The organism is Streptomyces hesseae (genome assembly GCF_031845785.1).
GTDB lineage: Bacteria > Actinomycetota > Actinomycetes > Streptomycetales > Streptomycetaceae > Streptomyces > Streptomyces hesseae.
The window spans coordinates 37,790-55,430 of record NZ_JAVRFI010000032.1 but is presented as its reverse complement, the minus strand read 5'-3'; the positions used below and the strand labels follow the sequence as shown (position 1 = coordinate 55,430).

Here is a 17,641-nt window from a genome sequence, read left to right as displayed (position 1 = left end):
GACACGGTGCGGCGGTGGCCGCACCGACAGCGTATGGCGTCGGCGCCACGGCGTCGGCCCGGGGCCGTCAGCCCTTGTCCAGGAACTCCTCCCGGTCCTTGTCCAGCAGGGCGTCGAGCGCGGTGCGCAGCTCGGGCAGCCGGGCGAGCTCGGGGTCGGCGGCCACGACCGCGGCGGCCTCCTCGCGGGCGGCCGCGATGATCTCCTCGTCGTCGATGACGGTGAGCATCCGCAGGGAGGAGCGGACGCCGGACTGCGCCTGGCCGAGGACGTCGCCCTCGCGGCGCTGCTCCAGGTCGATGCGGGAGAGCTCGAAGCCGTCGAGGGTGGCGGCGACCGCGCCGAGCCGGGCCCGGGCCGGGCTGGCCTCCGGCATCTCGCTGACCAGCAGGCAGAGCCCGGGGGCCGAGCCACGGCCGACGCGGCCGCGCAGCTGGTGGAGCTGGGAGACGCCGAACCGGTCGGCGTCCATGATCACCATCGCGGTGGAGTTGGGCACGTTCACCCCGACCTCGATGACGGTGGTGGCGACCAGGACGTCGGCCTCGCCCGCCGCGAAGCGGCGCATCACCTCGTCCTTGGCGTCGGGCTGCATCCGCCCGTGGAGCACCTCCACGCGCAGCCCGGCCAGGGGCCCCCGGGAGAGCTCCTCGGCGACGTCGAGCACGGCCAGCGGAGGGCGACGCTCCGCGTCGTCCTCGGCGGACTTCTTCTTCGGGGCGTCCTCCTCGTCGCCGATGCGGGGGCAGACGACGTACGCCTGGTGGCCGCCCTGGACCTCCTCGCGGACCCGTTCCCAGGCGCGGGACAGGAAGTGCGGCTTGTCCTTGGCGGGCACCACATGGGTGGCGATGGGCGAGCGCCCGGCGGGCAGCTGGTCCAGGACGGACGTCTCCAGGTCGCCGAAGACGGTCATGGCGACGGTGCGCGGGATGGGTGTGGCGGTCATCACCAGCAGATGCGGCGGTTGCTTGCCCTTGGAGCGCAGGGCGTCGCGCTGCTCGACGCCGAAGCGGTGCTGTTCGTCGACGACGACCAGGCCCAGGTCGTGGAACTGGACCTTGTCCTCGATCAGGGCGTGGGTCCCGACGACTACGCCCGCCTCGCCGGTGACCAGGTCGAGCAGCGCCGCCCGGCGCGCGGCCGTGCCCATGGAGCCGGTCAGCAGGACGACCTTGGTGCCCCGCTCGGCGCCGCCGAGCATCCCGCCCTCGGCCAGCTCGCCCATCATCTCGGTGATCGACCGGTGGTGCTGCTGGGCGAGGACCTCGGTGGGGGCGAGCATGGCCGCCTGGCCGCCCGCGTCCACGACGGCGAGCATCGCGCGCAGGGCGACCATCGTCTTGCCGGAGCCCACCTCGCCCTGGAGCAGCCGGTGCATGGGGTGCTCGGTGGCCAGGTCGTCGAAGATCTCGGCGGAGACCTTCCGCTGGCCGTCGGTGAGGGTGAAGGGCAGCTTGGCGTCGAAGGCGTCGAGCAGGCCGCCGGGCGTGGGCTTGCGGGCCACGGCGGGCAGCTGGGAGTCGGCGTGGCGACGACGGGCGAGGGCGACCTGGAGGACGAACGCCTCGTCCCACTTCAGCCGGGAGCGGGCGTCCTCGATGTCCGCCTTGGCCCGGGGCCGGTGGATCTTGCGGAGGGCCTCCGGGAGCCGGACCAGGCCGCGGCCCTCGCGCAGCGCGGGCGGCAGCGGGTCCACGACGGACTCCCAGCCGGTGGCCTCCATCGAGGCGAGCACGACGTCGACCGCGTTGGAGATCTTCCAGGACTCCATCTTGGAGCAGGCCGGGTAGAGCGGGATCAGCTGGTCGGCCCAGGCCTTGGCGGTGCTCGCGTCGCTGTCGCCGCCGAGCATCTCGTAGGCAGGGTGGGAGAGCTGGCGGATGTTACGGAACGTGCCGACCTTGCCGGCGAACATGCCGCGCCGGCCGGGGACCAGCTCTTTTTGGTGGTGGTAGATCGACCGGCCGAAGAAGACCAGCTGGAGCCGGCCGCTGCCGTCGGTGACGGTCACCTCCAGCCGCTGGCCCCGGCCCTGGTTGAACTTGTGCACCCGGGCGTCGGAGACCTGCGCGACGACCGTGACGTGCTCGTCGAGCGGCAGGTCGGCGAGCCGGGTGAGCTCGCCGCGCTCGGCGTAGCGGCGCGGGTAGTGGTGCAGCAGGTCGCCGACCGTGTGCAGATCGAGGTGCTCGGCCATCACCTTCGCGGTGGTGCCGCCGAGCGTCTTCTTCAGGGGTTCGTCCAAGGCGGGCACGGGTCCATTGCACACCACGCCGCTGACAACGGGACCCGCGCGGCGCCGCCGGCGCCGCTCATTCGACGCCGATGATCAGCCGGGCGGCGTGCTGCCCGCCCCGGTAGACCACGGTGTCCACGGCCAGGTGGCCGCCGCGCACATGCCGCTGGAGGCGGTCGGCGACGGCGTCGGGGACGTCCGCGCCGAGGACGAGCGTGACCATCTCGCCGCCCGCCGCGAGCATCCGGTCCAGGACGGTCTCGGCGGTGGCGGCGAGCTCCGCGCCGATGACGGCCACGTCGCCGTCGATCAGGCCGAGGACGTCCCCGGCCTGGCAGACGCCCGCCATGGTCCACGACTGCCGTTCGGCGACGACGAGCTCCGCGTGCCGGGTGGCCCCGGCGGCGGAGGTCATGGCCACGACGTCCTCGTCGAAGCGGCGGCCGGACTCGTGGACGGCGAGGGCGGCGATGCCCTGGACCGGGGAGCGGGTGGGGATGAGGGCGACCCGGACGCCCTCGGCACGGGCCTGCTCGGCGGCCGCGGCGGCGGTGTGCCGCAGGTCCGCGTCGTTGGGCAGCAGCACCACCTCGCGCGCGTGGGCGCGCCGGACGGCCTGCACCAGCTCGCCGCTCGCGGGCGGCTCCCCCGGCCGTACGGTCACGACGGTCGCGCCGGCCTCGGCGCACAGCGCCGCCAGGCCCTCGCCCGGTACGACCGCGACGACGGCCCGCTGGACGGGCTCGTGGACCCGGGTGCGCTCGACGGCGGCGGAGCCGAAGTGGGTGATGCGGACGCGGTACGGGCGTCCGGCGTCGATGCCCGCCTCGACGGCGGCACCGGCGTCGTCCACGTGCACATGGACGTTCCACAGACCGTCCCCGCCGACGACGACGAGGGACTCCCCCAGCCCGTCGAGGCGGGTCCGCAGCCGGGCGACGGCCGCGTCGTCCGCCTCCAGCAGGTAGATCACCTCGAAGGCGGGCCCGTCGCCCGCCGGGACGTCCGCGCCGCCGGTCTCGGCCGGGCAGCCCTCGGCGAGCCAGTCGTGGGCGGCGTGGGCGGGCGCGGCGGCGGCCCGGGCGGCGCCGGGGCCGCCCGTCAGGGCGGTCACGAGCGCGCCCAGCACCTCCACGAGGCCCTTGCCACCCGCGTCGACCACTCCCGCCCGCCCGAGGACCTCCAGCTGGCACGGGGTGGCCGCCAGGGCCGTCAGGGCGCCCTCGTACGCGGCGCGGGCGACTGCCGGGCCGTCGCCCGGGGTGACCTCGGCGGCCTCGGCGGCGGCCGTGGCCACCGACAGCACGGTGCCCTCGACGGGGCGGGCGACGCCCTCGTACGCCGACTCGACCGCACGGCGCAGGGCGCGGCGCAGCAGGGCGGCGTCGTCGCGCCGCTCCTCGCCGGCGGGGGCGGCCAGGACCTCGGCCATGCCGCGCAGCAGCTGCGCCAGGATCGTCCCGGAGTTTCCGCGGGCCCCTATGAGCGCGCCGTGGGCCATCGCCCGGACGGCCTCGGCCAGGCCCGGGCGGGAGCCGGGGCCGCCGGTGGCGTGGCCGTCGAAGACGGCGTCGACGGCGCGTGCCGCCGACTCGACGGTCAGGTAGAGGTTGGTGCCGGTGTCGCCGTCCGCGACGGGATAGACGTTGATCGCGTCGATCTCCTCGCGGGCCCCGCCGAGGGCATCGAGCGCCAGGCCGCACCAGGCGCGTACCGCATCGGCGTCGAGCTGGTGCGGCACGTGGGTCCTCCTCGGACGGCGGGGGTGGGGGGAGCGCTGGAGCAGACTAGTCCCGCGCGGGGGCCCGGGGGGTGAGCCGGGCGGGTTCGGGGCCGGTCATGGTAGTTTCGTTGTCCAGGAGCGGTCGTTGTATGCTGCTCCGGTTGCCTGATGAGAATCAGGCCATCCCCCTGGCAAGCCAAGTCACCTACGACCCGGCAATGCCGGGATTTCCCGTAAGTGCATCTGAAGTCTTTGGAGTGACCCGTGGCTGCCAACTGCGACGTCTGCGGCAAGGGGCCGGGCTTCGGCAACAACATTTCGCACTCGCACCGCCGTACGTCCCGTCGCTGGAACCCGAACATCCAGCGTGTGCGTGCCGTGGTCGGTCGGACGCCGAAGCGCCTCAATGTCTGCACCTCGTGCATCAAGGCCGGCAAGGTCTCGCGCTAACTAGCTAGTAGCGCGGCAGCCTCGCCGTTCCTTGAAAGCCGGTCCCCTTCGGGGGGCCGGCTTTTTGCCGTTCTCACCGCGCGTCAGCGCGCGCTCATCCAGCCGTGGTCCACCGGTCCGATTCCCGCGCCCAGCGCGAACCCCGCCGCGATCGCGCCGGTGACGTACGATTTCGCCTCCGCGGCCGCCTCCGGCACGGAGCGCCCCTTCGCGAGGCCCGCCGCGATCGCGCTCGCCAGCGTGCACCCCGTCCCGTGCGTGTGCCGGTTGTCGTGACGTGGGGCACGGAACCAGTGCTCCTCCACCCCGTCCGTCAGGAAATCCACCGCGTCGCCCTCCAGGTGGCCGCCCTTGATCAGCGCCCAGCGCGGCCCGTACGACAGCACCGCCTCCGCCGCCCTGCGCAGGCCCGTCTCGGAGGACACCTGGACGCCCGTCAGCCAGGCGACCTCGTCCAGGTTGGGGGTGGCGACCGTCGCGGCCGGCAGGAGCTTCGTGCGGACCGCGTCGCGCGCGGAGGCGGCCAGCAGGGCGTCGCCGTGCTTGGAGATGCCGACGGGGTCGACGACGACGGGGGCGGTCACCTCGTCCAGGAGGGCGGCCACGGTCTCCACGAGCTCCGCCGAGGCGAGCATGCCGGTCTTCACGGCCTCCACGCCGATGTCGTCCACGACGCTGCGGAACTGGGCCCGTACCGCCTCGGCGGGCAGTGGCCAGGCGCCCTGGACGCCGAGGGAGTTCTGCGCGGTCACCGCTGTGACCACGCTCATGCCGTGGGTGCCGAGGGCGAGCATCGTCTTCAGGTCGGCCTGGATGCCCGCACCGCCGCCGGAGTCGGATCCGGCGACGGTCAGCACGCGGGGCGGAGGTATGCGCATGCGCGCAATCTACTCGCCGGGGATGCCGGGGATCATTCGCCCGGCTCCAGGCCGTCGTCGCCGAAGTGGTCCCAGCCGCCCGCCTTGTCCCAGGGCGCGCCGTCGACGGTGACCTGCGGGAGGGCGGAGGGGTTGACGACCTCGCCGATGATCTTCCAGCGGGCGGGGAGCTTCACGTCCGGCGGGAAGGTCGCCACGATGGCGTGGTCCTCTCCCCCGGTCAGCACCCACTGGAGCGGGTCGACGCCGACGGCCTGGCCGATGTCCAGCATCTGCGTGGGCACGTCGATGGCGGCGGTGCGCAGGTCGATACGGACCTTGCTGGCCTCGGCGATGTGGCCGAGGTCGGCGATGAGGCCGTCGCTGACGTCCGTCATGGCGGTGGCGCCGAGCGCGGCGGCGGCGGGCCCCGCGTGGTACGGGGGCTCCGGCCGGCGGTGGGCCTCGACGAAGGCGCGCGGGGAGCGGAAGCCGCGGGAGAGCACGGCGAGCCCGGCGGCGGACCAGCCCAGCCAGCCGGTGACGGCCACGACGTCGCCCGCGCGGGCCCCGGAGCGGGTGACCGGCTCGTGGTTGCGCAGGTCGCCCAGGGCCGTGATGGCGACGGTGATGGTGTCACCGCGCACCACGTCCCCGCCGACCACGGCCGCGCCGGCGACCTGGCACTCGTCGCGGATGCCGTCCATCAGCTCGGTCGGCCAGGTGGCGGCGAGCTCGGCGGGTACGACGAGGCCCAGCAGCACGGCCGTGGGCACCGCGCCCATGGCGGCGATGTCGGCGAGGTTCTGCGCGGTGGCCTTGCGCCCGACGTCGTAGGCGGTGGACCAGTCGCGGCGGAAGTGCCGTCCCTCCAGGAGTACGTCCGTACTCGCGACGACCCGGCGGTCGGGCGCCGCGACCACCGCGGCGTCGTCACCCGGCCCGAGCCGGACCGCCGGGGTGGTGGTGAGCCGGGAGGTCAGCTCTCTGATGAGGCCGAACTCCCCCAACTCGCCCACGGTGCCTTTCACTGAGCTCCTCCTCGGAGTGGTGTCGGTTGTGGTGTCGGTTGCCCTGATCCTGACGTGTCCCGCGCCGCGCAGGCCGCGCGGGTCTCCCCGCACCGTGCGGCGACGCGGTACCGTGGCGTCTCTTCTCCCCACATGATCCTCGAAGCCGCCCTGGAGGTTCCGTGGTACAGGCGTACATCCTGATCCAGACCGAGGTCGGCAAGGCGTCGACCGTGGCCGAAGTCATCGGAAAGATCTCGGGAGTGATCCAGGCCGAAGACGTGACCGGGCCGTACGACGTGATCGTGCGCGCCCAGGCGGACACCGTGGACGAGCTCGGTCGCATGGTGGTCGCCAAGGTCCAGAAGGTGGAGGGCATCACCCGCACCCTGACCTGCCCGGTGGTCCATATCTAGCTCCCCCGTATGCTCGGCCGGTGAAGTCTTCGCTCCGCCGGCCCCTCGGCCTGCCCGCCGCCGCCCTGCTGCTCGCGGCCGTGGGCTGCTCGGCGCCGGACCCGTCGGCGGGTCCGGCGGTGCCCACGCCGGACGCGCGGCAGGCCGGGCCCTGCCGGGCGCTCCACCGTGCGTTGCCGGAGGTCCTGGACGGGCGGAAGCGGCGTACCGCGGAGCCCGTCTCGGACTTCACGGCACTGTGGGGCGATCCCGCGATCACGCTGCGCTGCGGGGTGGCGCGTCCCAAGATCCTTACGCCCGGGACCGAACACTACAACCCCGGCGCGGACTCGGCGGATCTCGACGGGGTCACCTGGCTGCCGGAGCGGCAGCCGGACGGCAGCGTCCGCTGCACGACCGTGCAGCGGGAGGCCTGGGTCGAGGTGACGCTGCCCAAGCGGGTGGTGGGGGACGTCGGCGACATCAGCGCGCTGACCGATCTCGCCGACGCCGTGAAGAAGACGGTTCCGGAAGGAATCCTCCCGTAGGGGATCCCTTCCGGAGTGTCCCGAGCGGCTAGCGCAGGCCCGTGGAGCGGCGCAGGGCGGCCTGGACGAGCCGGTCGACCAGTTCCGGGTACTCGACGCCGGTCTCCTGCCACATCCGCGGGTACATGGAGATGGGCGTGAAGCCGGGCATGGTGTTGATCTCGTTGATCACGAACTCGCCGTCCTCGGTGAGGAAGAAGTCCGCGCGGACCAGCCCCTCGCAGGAGGCGGCCTCGAAGGCCTCGACGGCCAGCTCCTGGACCCGGCGGGTCTCCTCCTCGCTCAGCGGGGCGGGGACGATGCCGGAGGCGGAGTCGATGTACTTGGCCTCGAAGTCGTAGAAGTCGTGCGCGGAGACCGGGGGGATCTCGGCGGGCACGCTGGCGCGCGGGCCGTCCTCGAACTCCAGGACGCCGCACTCGATCTCACGGCCGCGCAGCAACGATTCGACCAGGATCTTCGGGTCGTGGCGGCGGGCTTCTTCGATGGCCTCGTCCAGACCGGAGAGGTCGTCGACCTTGGTGATGCCCATGGAGGAGCCGGCGCGTGCGGGCTTCACGAAGAGCGGCCAGCCGTGCTCGCCCGCGAAGTCCACGATCTTCTTGCGGGCGGCGGCCGGATCGTTTTCCCACTCGCGCGGGCGGATGACCGCGTACGGGCCGACGGGCAGGCCGAAGGAGATGAAGACGCGCTTCATGTACTCCTTGTCCTGGCCGACGGCGGAGGCGAGGACGCCCGCGCCCACGTAGGGGATGCCGGCCAGTTCCAGCATGCCCTGGAGGGTGCCGTCCTCGCCGTAGGGGCCGTGCAGCACGGGGAAGACGACGTCGACCTCGCCCAGCGCCTTGGGTACGGCGCCGGGCTCGGTGTAGACGACCTCACGGCTGGCGGGCGTGGTGACGGGCAGCAGCACCCCGCCTTCGGCGGAGTCGACGAGCTGCTCGACGCTCGGCAGCGAGCGGTCGGCGATCGTCATCCGCTCCGGGTCGTCGGCGGTCAGCGCCCAACGGCCGTCGGTGGTAATGCCGATCGGCAGCACGTCGTACTTGGCGCGGTCGATGGCGCGCAGCACCGCGCCTGCGGTCACCACGGAAATGGCGTGTTCGGAACTGCGGCCGCCGAAGACGACCGCGACACGCGGCTTCCGCTGAGGGCTCTGGGGGGAGGTCTCGCTGCTCATATCGCGTCGAGAGTACCTGGTGACCGCGGGTGCTTCAGTGTCGCTCGGCCTTGGCGCTGCGCGACATCAGCTCCTTGAGCGCCACCATGGGCGGCTTGCCCTCGTGGACGATGCCGACGACCGTCTCCGTGATCGGCATGTCGACATGGTGACGACGGGCCAGATCGAGCACGGACTCGCAGGACTTGACGCCCTCCGCCGTCTGCTCGGTGGCGGCGACGGTCTCCTCCAGGGTCATGCCCCGGCCGAGGCAGGCGCCGAAGGTACGGTTGCGGGAGAGCGGCGAGGCGCAGGTGGCGACGAGGTCGCCCATGCCGGCCAGGCCCGCGAAGGTGTGGGCGTCGGCGCCCATGGCCAGGCCCAGCCGGGTGGTCTCGGCGAGGCCCCGGGTGATCAGGGACGCCTTGGCGTTGTCGCCCAGTCCCATGCCGTCGGCGATGCCCACGGCCAGCGCGATGACGTTCTTCACCGCGCCGCCCAGCTCGCAGCCCACCACGTCGGTGTTGGTGTACGGGCGGAAGTACGCGGTGTGGGAGGCGGCCTGGAGCCGCCGGGCGACGGACTCGTCGGGGCAGGCGACGACGGCGGCGGCGGGCTGCCGGGCCGCGATCTCCTTGGCGAGGTTGGGGCCGGTGAGCACGGCGACCCGGTCCGGGGAGACCTTGGCGACCTCCTCGATCACCTCGCTCATCCGCTTCGCGGTGCCGAGCTCGATGCCCTTCATCAGGGAGACCAGCACGGTGCCGTCGGCCAGCAGGGGCGTCCACTCGGCGAGGTTGCCGCGCAGGGTCTGGGAGGGCACGGCGAGCACGGTGAACGCGGCGTCGCGGGCGGCCTCGGCGGGGTCGGTGGTGGCCCGTACGGCGGCGGGGAGCTCGACTCCGGGGAGGTAGTCGGGGTTGGTGCGGCCGGTGTTGATGGCGTCCACGAGGGCGGCGCGGCGGCCCCACATGGTGACCTCGCAGCCGGCGTCGGCGAGGATCATCGCGAAGGCGGTGCCCCAGGAACCGGTGCCGTAGACGGCGACGCGCGTCACTTGTCGTTCTCCTCCTCGGACGGGGCGTTCCCCGACGGGCTCTTCCCGGACGTGTTCGCCGCGCGGCGGGCGGCGGCCGTGGCACGGGCCTTCTTGAGGTTGTACGGCTCGGCCGGGGCGGGCTCGCCGCGCAGTTCGGCGAGGAGTTCGGTGATGGCCCTCATGATGGCCTCGGTGACCTCGCGCAGCACCTCGGCGGTGGGCTCCTGGCCGTGGTACGCGGACAGGTCGACGGGCGGGCCGGCCAGCACCCGGAGGGTCTTGCGGGGGAAGAGCCGCAGCTTCTTCTCCTTGGCGTACGGCGGCATCGCCTCGTTGGCGCCCCACTGGGCGATGGGGATCACGGGCGCGCGGGTGAGCAGGGCGACGCGGGCGGCGCCGGTCTTGCCCTCCATGGGCCACATGTCGGGGTCGCGGGTGAGGGTGCCCTCGGGGTAGAAGGCCACGCACTCGCCGTTGTTGATGGCGTCCACGGCGGCCCGGAAGGCGGTGGCCGCGTCGGCGGACTCGCGGTAGACGGGAATCTGCCCGGTGCCGCGCAGGATCGCGCCGACGAAGCTGCCCTTGAACAGCCCGGCCTTGGCGAGGAAGCGCGGGACGCGCCCGGTGTTGTACTGGTAATGGGCGTAGGACAGCGGGTCGAGATACGAGTTGTGGTTGACGGCGGTGATGAAGCCGCCGTCGGCGGGAATGTGCTCCATTCCGCGCCAGTCCCGCTTGAACAGAACCACGAGCGGCGGTTTCGCCAACACCGCCGCAAAGCGGTACCAGAAGCCGATTCTGTGGCGGGACACTCGGACACCCTTCTGTTGGAACCTGGACGTGCTTCGGGCGTGCTGCTCACCCGGGGGCCGGACAAGTGTCGCCCCGGGTACCCGGTCTGTCGAGAACGCCCCGGGGGCCCGGACTTCTCGGAACACCGTAACCCCGCCCCCGCTGCCGGGCTGCGGCAGCGGGTGACAATGGGGGACGACGCGAGGAGAGGGGACCGGGGCCGTGCTGTGGACGCTGGTGGTACCGGTGAAACCGCTGGCGGGGGCCAAGAGCCGCCTCGTGGCGGGCGCGGCGCGACTGCCGGGGCCCGCGCTGGCCCTGGCCTTCGCCCTGGACACGGTGGGTGCCGCGCTGGCCTGCGGCGCCGTGCGGGATGTGGCGGTCGTCACGGCCGATCCGCTGGCGGGGGCCCACCTGGCGGCCCTCGGCGCCCGGGTGCTGCCCGAGCCGCCGGGCGGCGGGCTGAACGCGGCCCTGGCGCACGGTGCGCGCGAGGTGCGCCGGGTACGCCCGGACGCGGCCGTGGCCACGCTCAACGCGGATCTGCCGGCATTGCGCCCCATCGAACTCGGGCGGGTGCTCGAATTCGCGGGCGGATTTCCCCGCGCATTTCTCGCGGACGCCGCCGGAATCGGTACGACGCTGTTGGCGGCGGCCCCCGGAAGGGAATTGTCCCCGGCGTTCGAGGGCGCCTCGCGTGCCCGGCACCGGGCCTCGGGGGCCCGGGAGATAACCCTGGCGGGTGTGGACTCCGTGCGCCGGGACGTGGACACCGAGCAGGATCTGCGGGCCGCGCTGGCGCTGGGCGTGGGGCCGCGCACGGCGGCGGTCGCCGGCCGGGCGCGAACCGCCGGGGCGCCCTCGCCCGCGCGGGCGGACTAGGCTTTCGGGCATGCAGGCCACCGCGTACACCTTCGATCCCCAGACCCGTGCCGGGAGCGTCCTCCTGGACGACGGCACGCCCGTGCCCTTCGACGGGGCGGCGTTCGACGCCGGGGGTCTGCTGATGCTGCGGCCCGGCCAGCGGGTGCGGATCGAGTTCGCGGCGCCGGCCGAGGGGGCCCCGGAGGTGCCGCATGCGGAGCGCCGGGTGACCCTGGTGACGCTCCAGACTTTCTGAGGACGGTCCGGAGCCGCCGCCGGGCGCGCCGCGAGGCGTCGCCCGTAGCGCGCGGCGGCGCCATGGACGTCCCGTCCGGCCGGCAGGGCCGGACACGCCGCGGGCCGGGCTCCCTGACGGGGAGCCCGGCCCGGCGCGTTACGCCGTACGTCCGCTGCCTTACTTCTTCTTGGCAGTGGTCTTCTTGGCGGTGGTCTTGCGCGCGGCGGTGGTGCGGGTGGTGGCCTTCTTCGCGGGCGCGGTCTTCTTCGCCGCGGCCGCCTTCTTCGCCGGAGCCGCCTTCTTCGCCACGGCCGCCTTCTTGGCGGGCGCCGCCTTCTTCGCGGCGGTGGCCTTGGTGGCGGGGGTCGCCTTCTTGGCCGCCGTGGTCTTCTTGACCGCGGTCGCCTTCTTGGCGGCCGTCGTCTTCTTCGCGGCCGTGGTCTTCGCCGCGGTCGTCTTCTTGACGGCGGTCTTCTTCGCGGCCGCCTTCTTGGCGGTGGCCTTCTTGGCCGCGGCCTTGGTGGTGGCCTTGCCGGCGGTCAGGCTGCCCTTGGGCGCCTTCTTGACGGAGACCTCGCCGGCCTTCGGGAGCTTCTTCGTGCCGCTCACCAGGTCCTTGAAGCCCTGACCCGCACGGAAGCGCGGCACCGAGGTCTTCTTGACCCGGACGCGCTCACCCGTCTGCGGGTTACGGGCGTAACGGGCCGGGCGGTCGACCTTCTCGAACGAACCGAAGCCGGTCACCGAGACACGGTCACCGCTGACAACCGCACGGACAATCGCGTCGAGCACTGCGTCGACGGCGTCCGCGGCCTGCTGACGGCCGCCGAGCTTGTCGGCAATCGCTTCAACGAGCTGCGCCTTGTTCACGTCTTCCCCTTCGGAGACATTGGCTGGAAAGTGCTCCAGCTTTTCGCACGTTAGGCAGATATATACCGCAAATCAAACACGAAACGGTCTAATCACCCTTGTGCCGCAACGAACCCGACGCATCACGGAGTTCCGTGCGTGCCGGGATCTTCGGGGAAACGGCCCTCGTCGAGGTCGTTCATCAGCCGGTCCAGACGCCTTGCCGCGCCTGATAGATCGTGCTTCGCCGAGGCCGTGATGGCCAGCAGCTGCCGGGACAGCGCCATCCGTACGCCCTCCGGGACTTGCAGTGCGCGCACCCTTGTGTGCGCTTCCTTGAGTTGGTCGGCGACGAGCCGGTAAAGCTTGAGTTGGCTGTCGCGTTCCATGCACCGATTGTGCCATCTGAGGCGAGTTGTCGCTCCACAGGCCCTCAACAATGCGATGCGCCCCCTGTCCGAAGACAGGGGGCGCATCATGCCAAACCCTGGGTGAGCAGCGGTAATCCGGGGTCCGCGAAGGCCGTCCGACACTGGGCCAAACGAGCCGGAATTGGTCTCAGATTCTTGCCGTGGAGGGCTTGAACGAGGGCCTGCGGGCCTCGTACGCGTCGATGTCGGAGGCGTTCCGGAGGGTCAGGTCGATGTCGTCCAGCCCCTCCAGGAGTCGCCACCGGGCGTTCTCGTCAAGGTCGAAACCGGCCGTCAGTCCACCGGCCCGCACCTCGCGCGCCACCAGGTCGACCGTCACCTGGGCCGTGGGGTCCTTCTCGGTCAGCTCCCACAGCGCTTCCACCGTCTCCTGTGGCAGAACGACGGTGAGCAGTCCGTTCTTGAGCGAGTTGCCGCGGAAGATGTCGGCGAAGCGGGACGACACGACGGTTTTGAAACCGTAGTTCTGCAGCGCCCAGACGGCGTGTTCACGGGAGGAGCCGGTGCCGAAGTCGGGGCCGGCGATCAGCACGCTGGCGCCCGCGCGCTCGGGGCGGTTCAGCACGAACTCCGGGTCCTTGCGCCACGCCTCGAAGAGCCCGTCCTCGAAGCCGTCGCGAGTGACCTTCTTCAGCCAGTGCGCGGGGATGATCTGGTCGGTGTCGACGTTGCTGCGGCGCAGCGGGACGGCCCGGCCGGTGTGGGTGGTGAACGCTTCCATCGGTCAGGCCTCCACGGGAGTGGGTACGTCGGTGGCGAGGCCGGGCAGGTCGCCCGGGGCGGCGAGGTGTCCCAGCACGGCGGTGGCGGCGGCCACCTGGGGAGAGACCAGATGGGTGCGGCCGCCCTTGCCCTGCCTGCCCTCGAAGTTGCGGTTGGAGGTGGACGCGGAGCGCTCGCCCGGCGCGAGTTGGTCGGGGTTCATCCCCAGGCACATGGAGCAGCCCGCGTGCCGCCATTCGGCGCCGGCCGCGGTGAACACCTTGTCCAGCCCCTCCTCGACCGCCTGGAGCGCCACCCGGACGGACCCGGGGACCACCAGCATCCGGACTCCGTCGGCGACGCCCCGGCCCTCGATGACCGACGCGGCGGCGCGCAGGTCCTCGATGCGGCCGTTGGTGCAGGAGCCCACGAAGACCGTGTCGACACGGATGTCGCGCAGCTCCTGACCCGGCGTCAAGTCCATGTACTCCAGCGCCTTTTCGGCGGCGAACCGCTCGGACGGGTCGGTGTACGAGGCGGGGTCGGGAACCGCGGAGGAGAGCGGCGCGCCCTGGCCCGGGTTGGTGCCCCAGGTGACGAACGGGGAGAGCGCGGCGGCGTCGATGACCACCTCGTGGTCGAAGACCGCGTCGTCGTCGGTGCGCAGGGTGCGCCAGTAGGCGACGGCGTCGTCCCAGTCCGCGCCGCGGGGGGCGTGGGCGCGGCCCTCGAGGTAGGCGAAGGTGGTCTCGTCGGGCGCGATCATGCCCGCCCGGGCGCCCGCCTCGATGGACATGTTGCACACGGTCATCCGGGCCTCCATCGAGAGGTTCTCGATGGCGGAGCCGCGGTACTCGATGACATAGCCCTGGCCGCCGCCCGTGCCGATCCTGGCGATGACCGCGAGGATCAGGTCCTTGGCGGTGACGCCCTCGGGCAGTTCGCCCTCGACCGTGACGGCCATGGTCTTGAACGGCGCCAGCGGCAGGGTCTGGGTGGCCAGCACGTGCTCGACCTGGCTGGTGCCGATGCCGAACGCGAGCGCGCCGAACGCGCCGTGGGTGGAGGTGTGGCTGTCACCGCAGACCACGGTGGTGCCCGGCTGCGTCAGCCCCAGCTGCGGGCCCACCACGTGGACGACGCCCTGCTCGATGTCGCCCAGCGGATGGAGGCGCACCCCGAACTCGGCGCAGTTGCGGCGCAGGGTCTCCAGCTGGGTGCGGGAGACGGGGTCCGCGATGGGCTTGTCGATGTCGAGGGTGGGGGTGTTGTGGTCCTCGGTGGCGATGGTCAGGTCCAGCCTGCGGACCGGTCGTCCCGCCTTTCGCAGGCCGTCGAAGGCCTGCGGGCTGGTCACCTCGTGGAGCAGGTGGAGATCGATGAAGAGGAGGTCGGGCTCGCCCTCGGCGCGCGTCACGACATGGTCGTCCCAGACCTTCTCCGCGAGTGTCCGTCCCATCGCTGTCTCTCCTGTGGGGTGGGTGATGTCCGTTCCAGAGTGGCGCTTCTTGGGAGAATATGAACTTGCGTTTCATAGTGTGAGACGCGAGTATCGTTGCATGGACAACAGTAGTGGCGGCTCTAGCGGTGTGGGCGTACTCGACAAGGCGGCTCTGGTTCTGAGCGCTCTGGAGTCCGGCCCGGCGACCCTCGCCGGGCTGGTCACGGCGACGGGACTCGCGCGTCCGACGGCACACCGGCTCGCGGTGGCCCTGGAGCACCACCGGATGGTGGCGCGCGACATGCAGGGCCGTTTCATCCTCGGACCCCGGCTGAGCGAGCTCGCCGCCGCGGCGGGCGAGGACCGGCTCCTGGCCACGGCGGGCCCCGTCCTCACGCACCTGCGCGACGTCACGGGCGAGAGCGCGCAGCTCTACCGGCGCCAGGGCGACATGCGGATCTGCGTGGCCGCAGCAGAACGACTGTCCGGATTGCGGGACACGGTGCCCGTGGGCTCCACGCTGCCGATGAAGGCCGGCTCGGCGGCCCAGGTCCTCATGGCCTGGGAGGAGCCGGAGCGGCTGCACCGCGGCCTCCAGGGCGCCCGCTTCACGGCGACCGCGCTCTCGGGCGTACGGCGGCGTGGCTGGGCCCAGTCGATCGGCGAGCGCGAGCCGGGTGTGGCGTCGGTCTCGGCGCCGGTGCGGGGGCCGTCCAACCGTGTCGTCGCCGCGGTCTCGGTCTCCGGACCGATCGAGCGGCTCACGCGCCACCCCGGGCGGATGCACGCCCAGGCCGTCCTGGACGCGGCGATCCGCCTCACGGAGGCCTTGCGGCGCAACGGGTGACTCTTTCCGGGGCTCCGGCCCCGGACCCCGGTCCCCAAGCGCCGGACGGGCTGAATTCAGCCTCGCCGGCGTTTGAGGCGCGGGGGCCCGCCACGCACAGCGTGAGCCGCACCAGGTCGCCCAGGACGTGGACGTCCAGCGACTCACCGATCGTCCGCGCCAGCCACAGCCCGTCCTCCGGATGCGGCTCCGCCCCCGGCGGGCGGAAGCCCGCGAAGGCGGGCACCGGCGCCACGGGGGCGCCCAGCAGCTCGTACACCAGCGTCCCCGGCTCCTCCCAGGCCCGTACGCCAAGGCGCACGCCCCCGCCCGCCAGCAGATACCCCGCCGCCTCGCACACCCCCAGCACCGCCAGCCCCAGCCGCTCCCCCCGTAGCCCGGCCGCCCCCGCCCGGTCGCGGGCGAAGGACCGGATCTCCGCGAGCCGCCCCGTGGGCCCCGTCCGGGCCGCCCCCGGCGGCGCGGGGAGGCGCGGTGGCGGCACGGCGGCCGCATACGCCTCCGGATCCGTGAATTCGGCGCAGGGCGTCACCAGGCGCCCGTCCACCCGCGCCGGGTGGGTGGCCCGGGCGGCGTGAGCGATGTCACCGGGGACGGCCCTGGTGTCGTACGGGCAGATCATCCGGACCGGCAGCCCGGCCAGCAGCACATTGAGCCCCGACTCCATCCGCTTCCACTCGGCGATCTGGCGCGCGGACTTCCCGGCCCACACGGGCTCGGCCAGGATCCGCAGCCGCCGCCCGGGGCGGGAGCGGCGGTCGTGGTAGCGGAGGAACGCGGACACCCGCTCCACGGGCCGGCGACCGAAGTACGCCGTCTCGGCCGTGCCCAGTTCCCCCGCCCGCTCCCCCAGCGCCCGCCGCAGCAGCTCGATGTTGGCGGGCGTCGTGGCGGCGAGGACGGGCTCCCCCGCCGCCAGCCCGTCGAGGGCGAAGGGCAGCGCCGTCGCCAGGAACTCCTCGTCCGTGCCGTAGAGGCAGGCGTGGTGGACGAAGCCCGGATCGACGCCCGGATCAATGCCCGGTTCGACGCCCGGGTCAGTCCCGCCCATGCCCGGCCCCCAGCCGGAGGCCGGGGGTCCGGTCCCAGCCCACGAGCGTGATGACCTGCCGCAGGTGCGGCCGCAGCCCGGTGAGCTCCACGGTGCAGTGGCGGGCGGCCCGGGCGCGGGCGAAGGTCATCAGCAGCCGCAGCCCGCCGAGGTCGAGGAACTCCACCCGGGACATCTCCAGGCTGACGTCGCCCCGGACCGCCGCCACGGACCGCAGGGCGTCCCGCAGACAGCGGCGTGCCCCCTCGTCGACGAGGCCCTCCAGTCGCAGCCCCTGGGGGCGGTGGGTCCGGGCGACGACCAGTTCGGGGGTGCGCACCAGCGGATCCGCCTCGACGCTCCCGGCGTGGGCGGAGGCCAGGGCGGCGAGGGCGGCGGGCTCGCAGCGGCGGATGTCGTACTGACAGACGGCCAGGGCCTGGCCCGTCCTGAACTCCTCGGCCAGCAGCGCCTCGTACCGCAGCAGCCGGCGGACGTCCCGTTCGTCGTGGACGGCGGCGCACAGGTCCCCGGCGACCCGCAGGGCGCGATAGCCCTCCCGGCGGGAGCGCTCGGCGGCGCTCCGCAGCCTCCGCAGCAGGGCGGCGGGCTCCAACCGCCCCCGGCCGGAGAGGATTTCCCCGAGCCGTACGACCTCGACCCGGCCCGCCGGCACCTCGGTCAGCCCCGGGGGGCCGGCCGTGTCCCCGGTACCGCTCAGGTAGAGGATCTTGTCCTCGGCGTCCAGGGCCCCGCGGACGAAGTCCCGCAGAATCAAGGCCCGCTCCTCGTCCGAGCCGAAGAGCAGGCACGCGTGGTCACCGGGCCGCAGATCACCGACGTGGACCATGCCGGGATTATCCCGCCGCCCCGTGAGGGACGGAAGGACGCACAAAAAATGCCCCCCGCCGAAGCGGAGGGCATTTCTTTTGTTTCGTTGTACCCCCGACCGGATTCGAACCGGCGCTACCGCCTTGAGAGGGCGGCGTGCTAGGCCGCTACACAACGGGGGCCTGTTTTACTACTG

The 17,641-nt window shown here is 72.8% G+C and carries 19 protein-coding genes and 1 tRNA gene; 6 read left to right on the top strand and 14 right to left on the bottom strand.

Translation table 11 applies throughout. The features are described 5' to 3' along the window. Positions 1–67: 67 nt before the first annotated feature. Positions 68–2,200: an ATP-dependent DNA helicase RecG gene (gene recG, locus RM609_RS31435; protein WP_311615577.1), complete on the bottom strand. Its 2,133-nt coding sequence runs from the start codon at positions 2,198–2,200 to the stop codon at positions 68–70. A 115-nt stretch (positions 2,201–2,315) separates the two neighbouring features. Next, a complete protein-coding gene (locus tag RM609_RS31430) occupies positions 2,316–3,980 on the bottom strand; it encodes a DAK2 domain-containing protein (RefSeq protein WP_311615545.1) in 1,665 nt (554 codons plus the stop codon). Between the two features lie 246 nt (positions 3,981–4,226). On the opposite strand from RM609_RS31430, the gene rpmB reads away from it, so the two are divergent. Continuing rightward, entirely contained in the window at positions 4,227–4,412 is a 186-nt protein-coding gene (gene rpmB, locus RM609_RS31425) for a 50S ribosomal protein L28 (protein WP_003957616.1), read from the top strand. A gap of 83 nt (positions 4,413–4,495) precedes the next feature. On the opposite strand, the gene thiD is transcribed toward rpmB, so the two are convergent. Together thiD and RM609_RS31415 are read right to left on the bottom strand one after the other, a co-directional pair. Further along, on the bottom strand, positions 4,496–5,290 hold the full coding sequence (gene thiD, locus RM609_RS31420) for a bifunctional hydroxymethylpyrimidine kinase/phosphomethylpyrimidine kinase (protein ID WP_311615533.1): 795 nt from the start codon (positions 5,288–5,290) through the stop codon (positions 4,496–4,498). Between the two features lie 32 nt (positions 5,291–5,322). Beyond that, positions 5,323–6,300 (bottom strand): thiamine-phosphate kinase, encoded by a 978-nt coding sequence (locus RM609_RS31415; RefSeq protein ID WP_311615531.1) that lies wholly within the window; start codon positions 6,298–6,300, stop codon positions 5,323–5,325. Positions 6,301–6,461: 161 nt separating this feature from the next. On the opposite strand from RM609_RS31415, the gene RM609_RS31410 reads away from it, so the two are divergent. Beyond that, positions 6,462–6,695 (top strand): Lrp/AsnC ligand binding domain-containing protein, encoded by a 234-nt coding sequence (locus RM609_RS31410; RefSeq protein WP_126916274.1) that lies wholly within the window; start codon positions 6,462–6,464, stop codon positions 6,693–6,695. A 20-nt stretch (positions 6,696–6,715) separates the two neighbouring features. After that, entirely contained in the window at positions 6,716–7,222 is a 507-nt protein-coding gene (locus RM609_RS31405) for a DUF3515 domain-containing protein (protein WP_311615528.1), read from the top strand. A 28-nt stretch (positions 7,223–7,250) separates the two neighbouring features. Here RM609_RS31405 and RM609_RS31400 read toward each other — a convergent pair whose 3' ends face one another. Genes RM609_RS31400 through RM609_RS31390 form a run of 3 tightly spaced genes read right to left on the bottom strand, consistent with a single transcriptional unit; the run spans position 7,251 to position 10,232 of the window. Next, complete coding sequence (locus RM609_RS31400; protein ID WP_311615526.1) at positions 7,251–8,402, bottom strand: D-alanine--D-alanine ligase family protein; 1,152 nt, start codon at positions 8,400–8,402, stop codon at positions 7,251–7,253. A 34-nt stretch (positions 8,403–8,436) separates the two neighbouring features. Beyond that, entirely contained in the window at positions 8,437–9,438 is a 1,002-nt protein-coding gene (locus RM609_RS31395) for an NAD(P)H-dependent glycerol-3-phosphate dehydrogenase (RefSeq protein ID WP_311615524.1), read from the bottom strand. Continuing rightward, complete coding sequence (locus tag RM609_RS31390) at positions 9,435–10,232, bottom strand: lysophospholipid acyltransferase family protein (RefSeq protein WP_311615522.1); 798 nt, start codon at positions 10,230–10,232, stop codon at positions 9,435–9,437. Before RM609_RS31390 ends, RM609_RS31395 begins: the two co-directional genes overlap by 4 nt. A gap of 202 nt (positions 10,233–10,434) precedes the next feature. Here RM609_RS31390 and cofC point away from each other — a divergent pair, with 202 nt between their 5' ends. Further along, positions 10,435–11,094: a 2-phospho-L-lactate guanylyltransferase gene (gene cofC / locus RM609_RS31385; RefSeq protein ID WP_311615520.1), complete on the top strand. Its 660-nt coding sequence runs from the start codon at positions 10,435–10,437 to the stop codon at positions 11,092–11,094. A gap of 10 nt (positions 11,095–11,104) precedes the next feature. Then, positions 11,105–11,332, top strand: coding sequence for a hypothetical protein (locus RM609_RS31380; RefSeq protein WP_311615518.1), 228 nt, complete (start codon positions 11,105–11,107; stop codon positions 11,330–11,332). Positions 11,333–11,491: 159 nt separating this feature from the next. On the opposite strand, the gene RM609_RS31375 is transcribed toward RM609_RS31380, so the two are convergent. The 4 genes from RM609_RS31375 to leuC form a co-directional block, all read right to left on the bottom strand. After that, positions 11,492–12,184 (bottom strand): HU family DNA-binding protein, encoded by a 693-nt coding sequence (locus tag RM609_RS31375; RefSeq protein WP_311615516.1) that lies wholly within the window; start codon positions 12,182–12,184, stop codon positions 11,492–11,494. A 122-nt stretch (positions 12,185–12,306) separates the two neighbouring features. Beyond that, complete coding sequence (locus RM609_RS31370; RefSeq protein ID WP_311615514.1) at positions 12,307–12,552, bottom strand: SCO5555 family protein; 246 nt, start codon at positions 12,550–12,552, stop codon at positions 12,307–12,309. A gap of 169 nt (positions 12,553–12,721) precedes the next feature. Continuing rightward, entirely contained in the window at positions 12,722–13,315 is a 594-nt protein-coding gene (gene leuD, locus RM609_RS31365; protein ID WP_311615513.1) for a 3-isopropylmalate dehydratase small subunit, read from the bottom strand. Between the two features lie 3 nt (positions 13,316–13,318). After that, a complete protein-coding gene (gene leuC / locus RM609_RS31360) occupies positions 13,319–14,755 on the bottom strand; it encodes a 3-isopropylmalate dehydratase large subunit (RefSeq protein ID WP_311615512.1) in 1,437 nt (478 codons plus the stop codon). 100 nt (positions 14,756–14,855) lie between these two features. Between leuC and ndgR the strand changes: the two genes are divergently transcribed. Further along, positions 14,856–15,584: an IclR family transcriptional regulator NdgR gene (gene ndgR / locus RM609_RS31355; RefSeq protein WP_126916265.1), complete on the top strand. Its 729-nt coding sequence runs from the start codon at positions 14,856–14,858 to the stop codon at positions 15,582–15,584. Here ndgR and RM609_RS31350 read toward each other — a convergent pair. The 3 genes from RM609_RS31350 to RM609_RS31340 all read right to left on the bottom strand — a co-directional run bounded on the left by RM609_RS31350 (position 15,556) and on the right by RM609_RS31340 (position 17,627). After that, complete coding sequence (locus RM609_RS31350; RefSeq protein WP_311615510.1) at positions 15,556–16,635, bottom strand: anti-sigma factor RsbA family regulatory protein; 1,080 nt, start codon at positions 16,633–16,635, stop codon at positions 15,556–15,558. The two genes, ndgR and RM609_RS31350, sit on opposite strands and share 29 nt — an antisense overlap. Beyond that, complete coding sequence (locus RM609_RS31345; protein ID WP_311615509.1) at positions 16,622–17,464, bottom strand: MEDS domain-containing protein; 843 nt, start codon at positions 17,462–17,464, stop codon at positions 16,622–16,624. Before RM609_RS31345 ends, RM609_RS31350 begins: the two co-directional genes overlap by 14 nt. Before the next feature lie 90 nt (positions 17,465–17,554). Beyond that, positions 17,555–17,627: transfer RNA gene (locus RM609_RS31340), tRNA-Glu, on the bottom strand. Positions 17,628–17,641 lie beyond the last annotated feature (14 nt).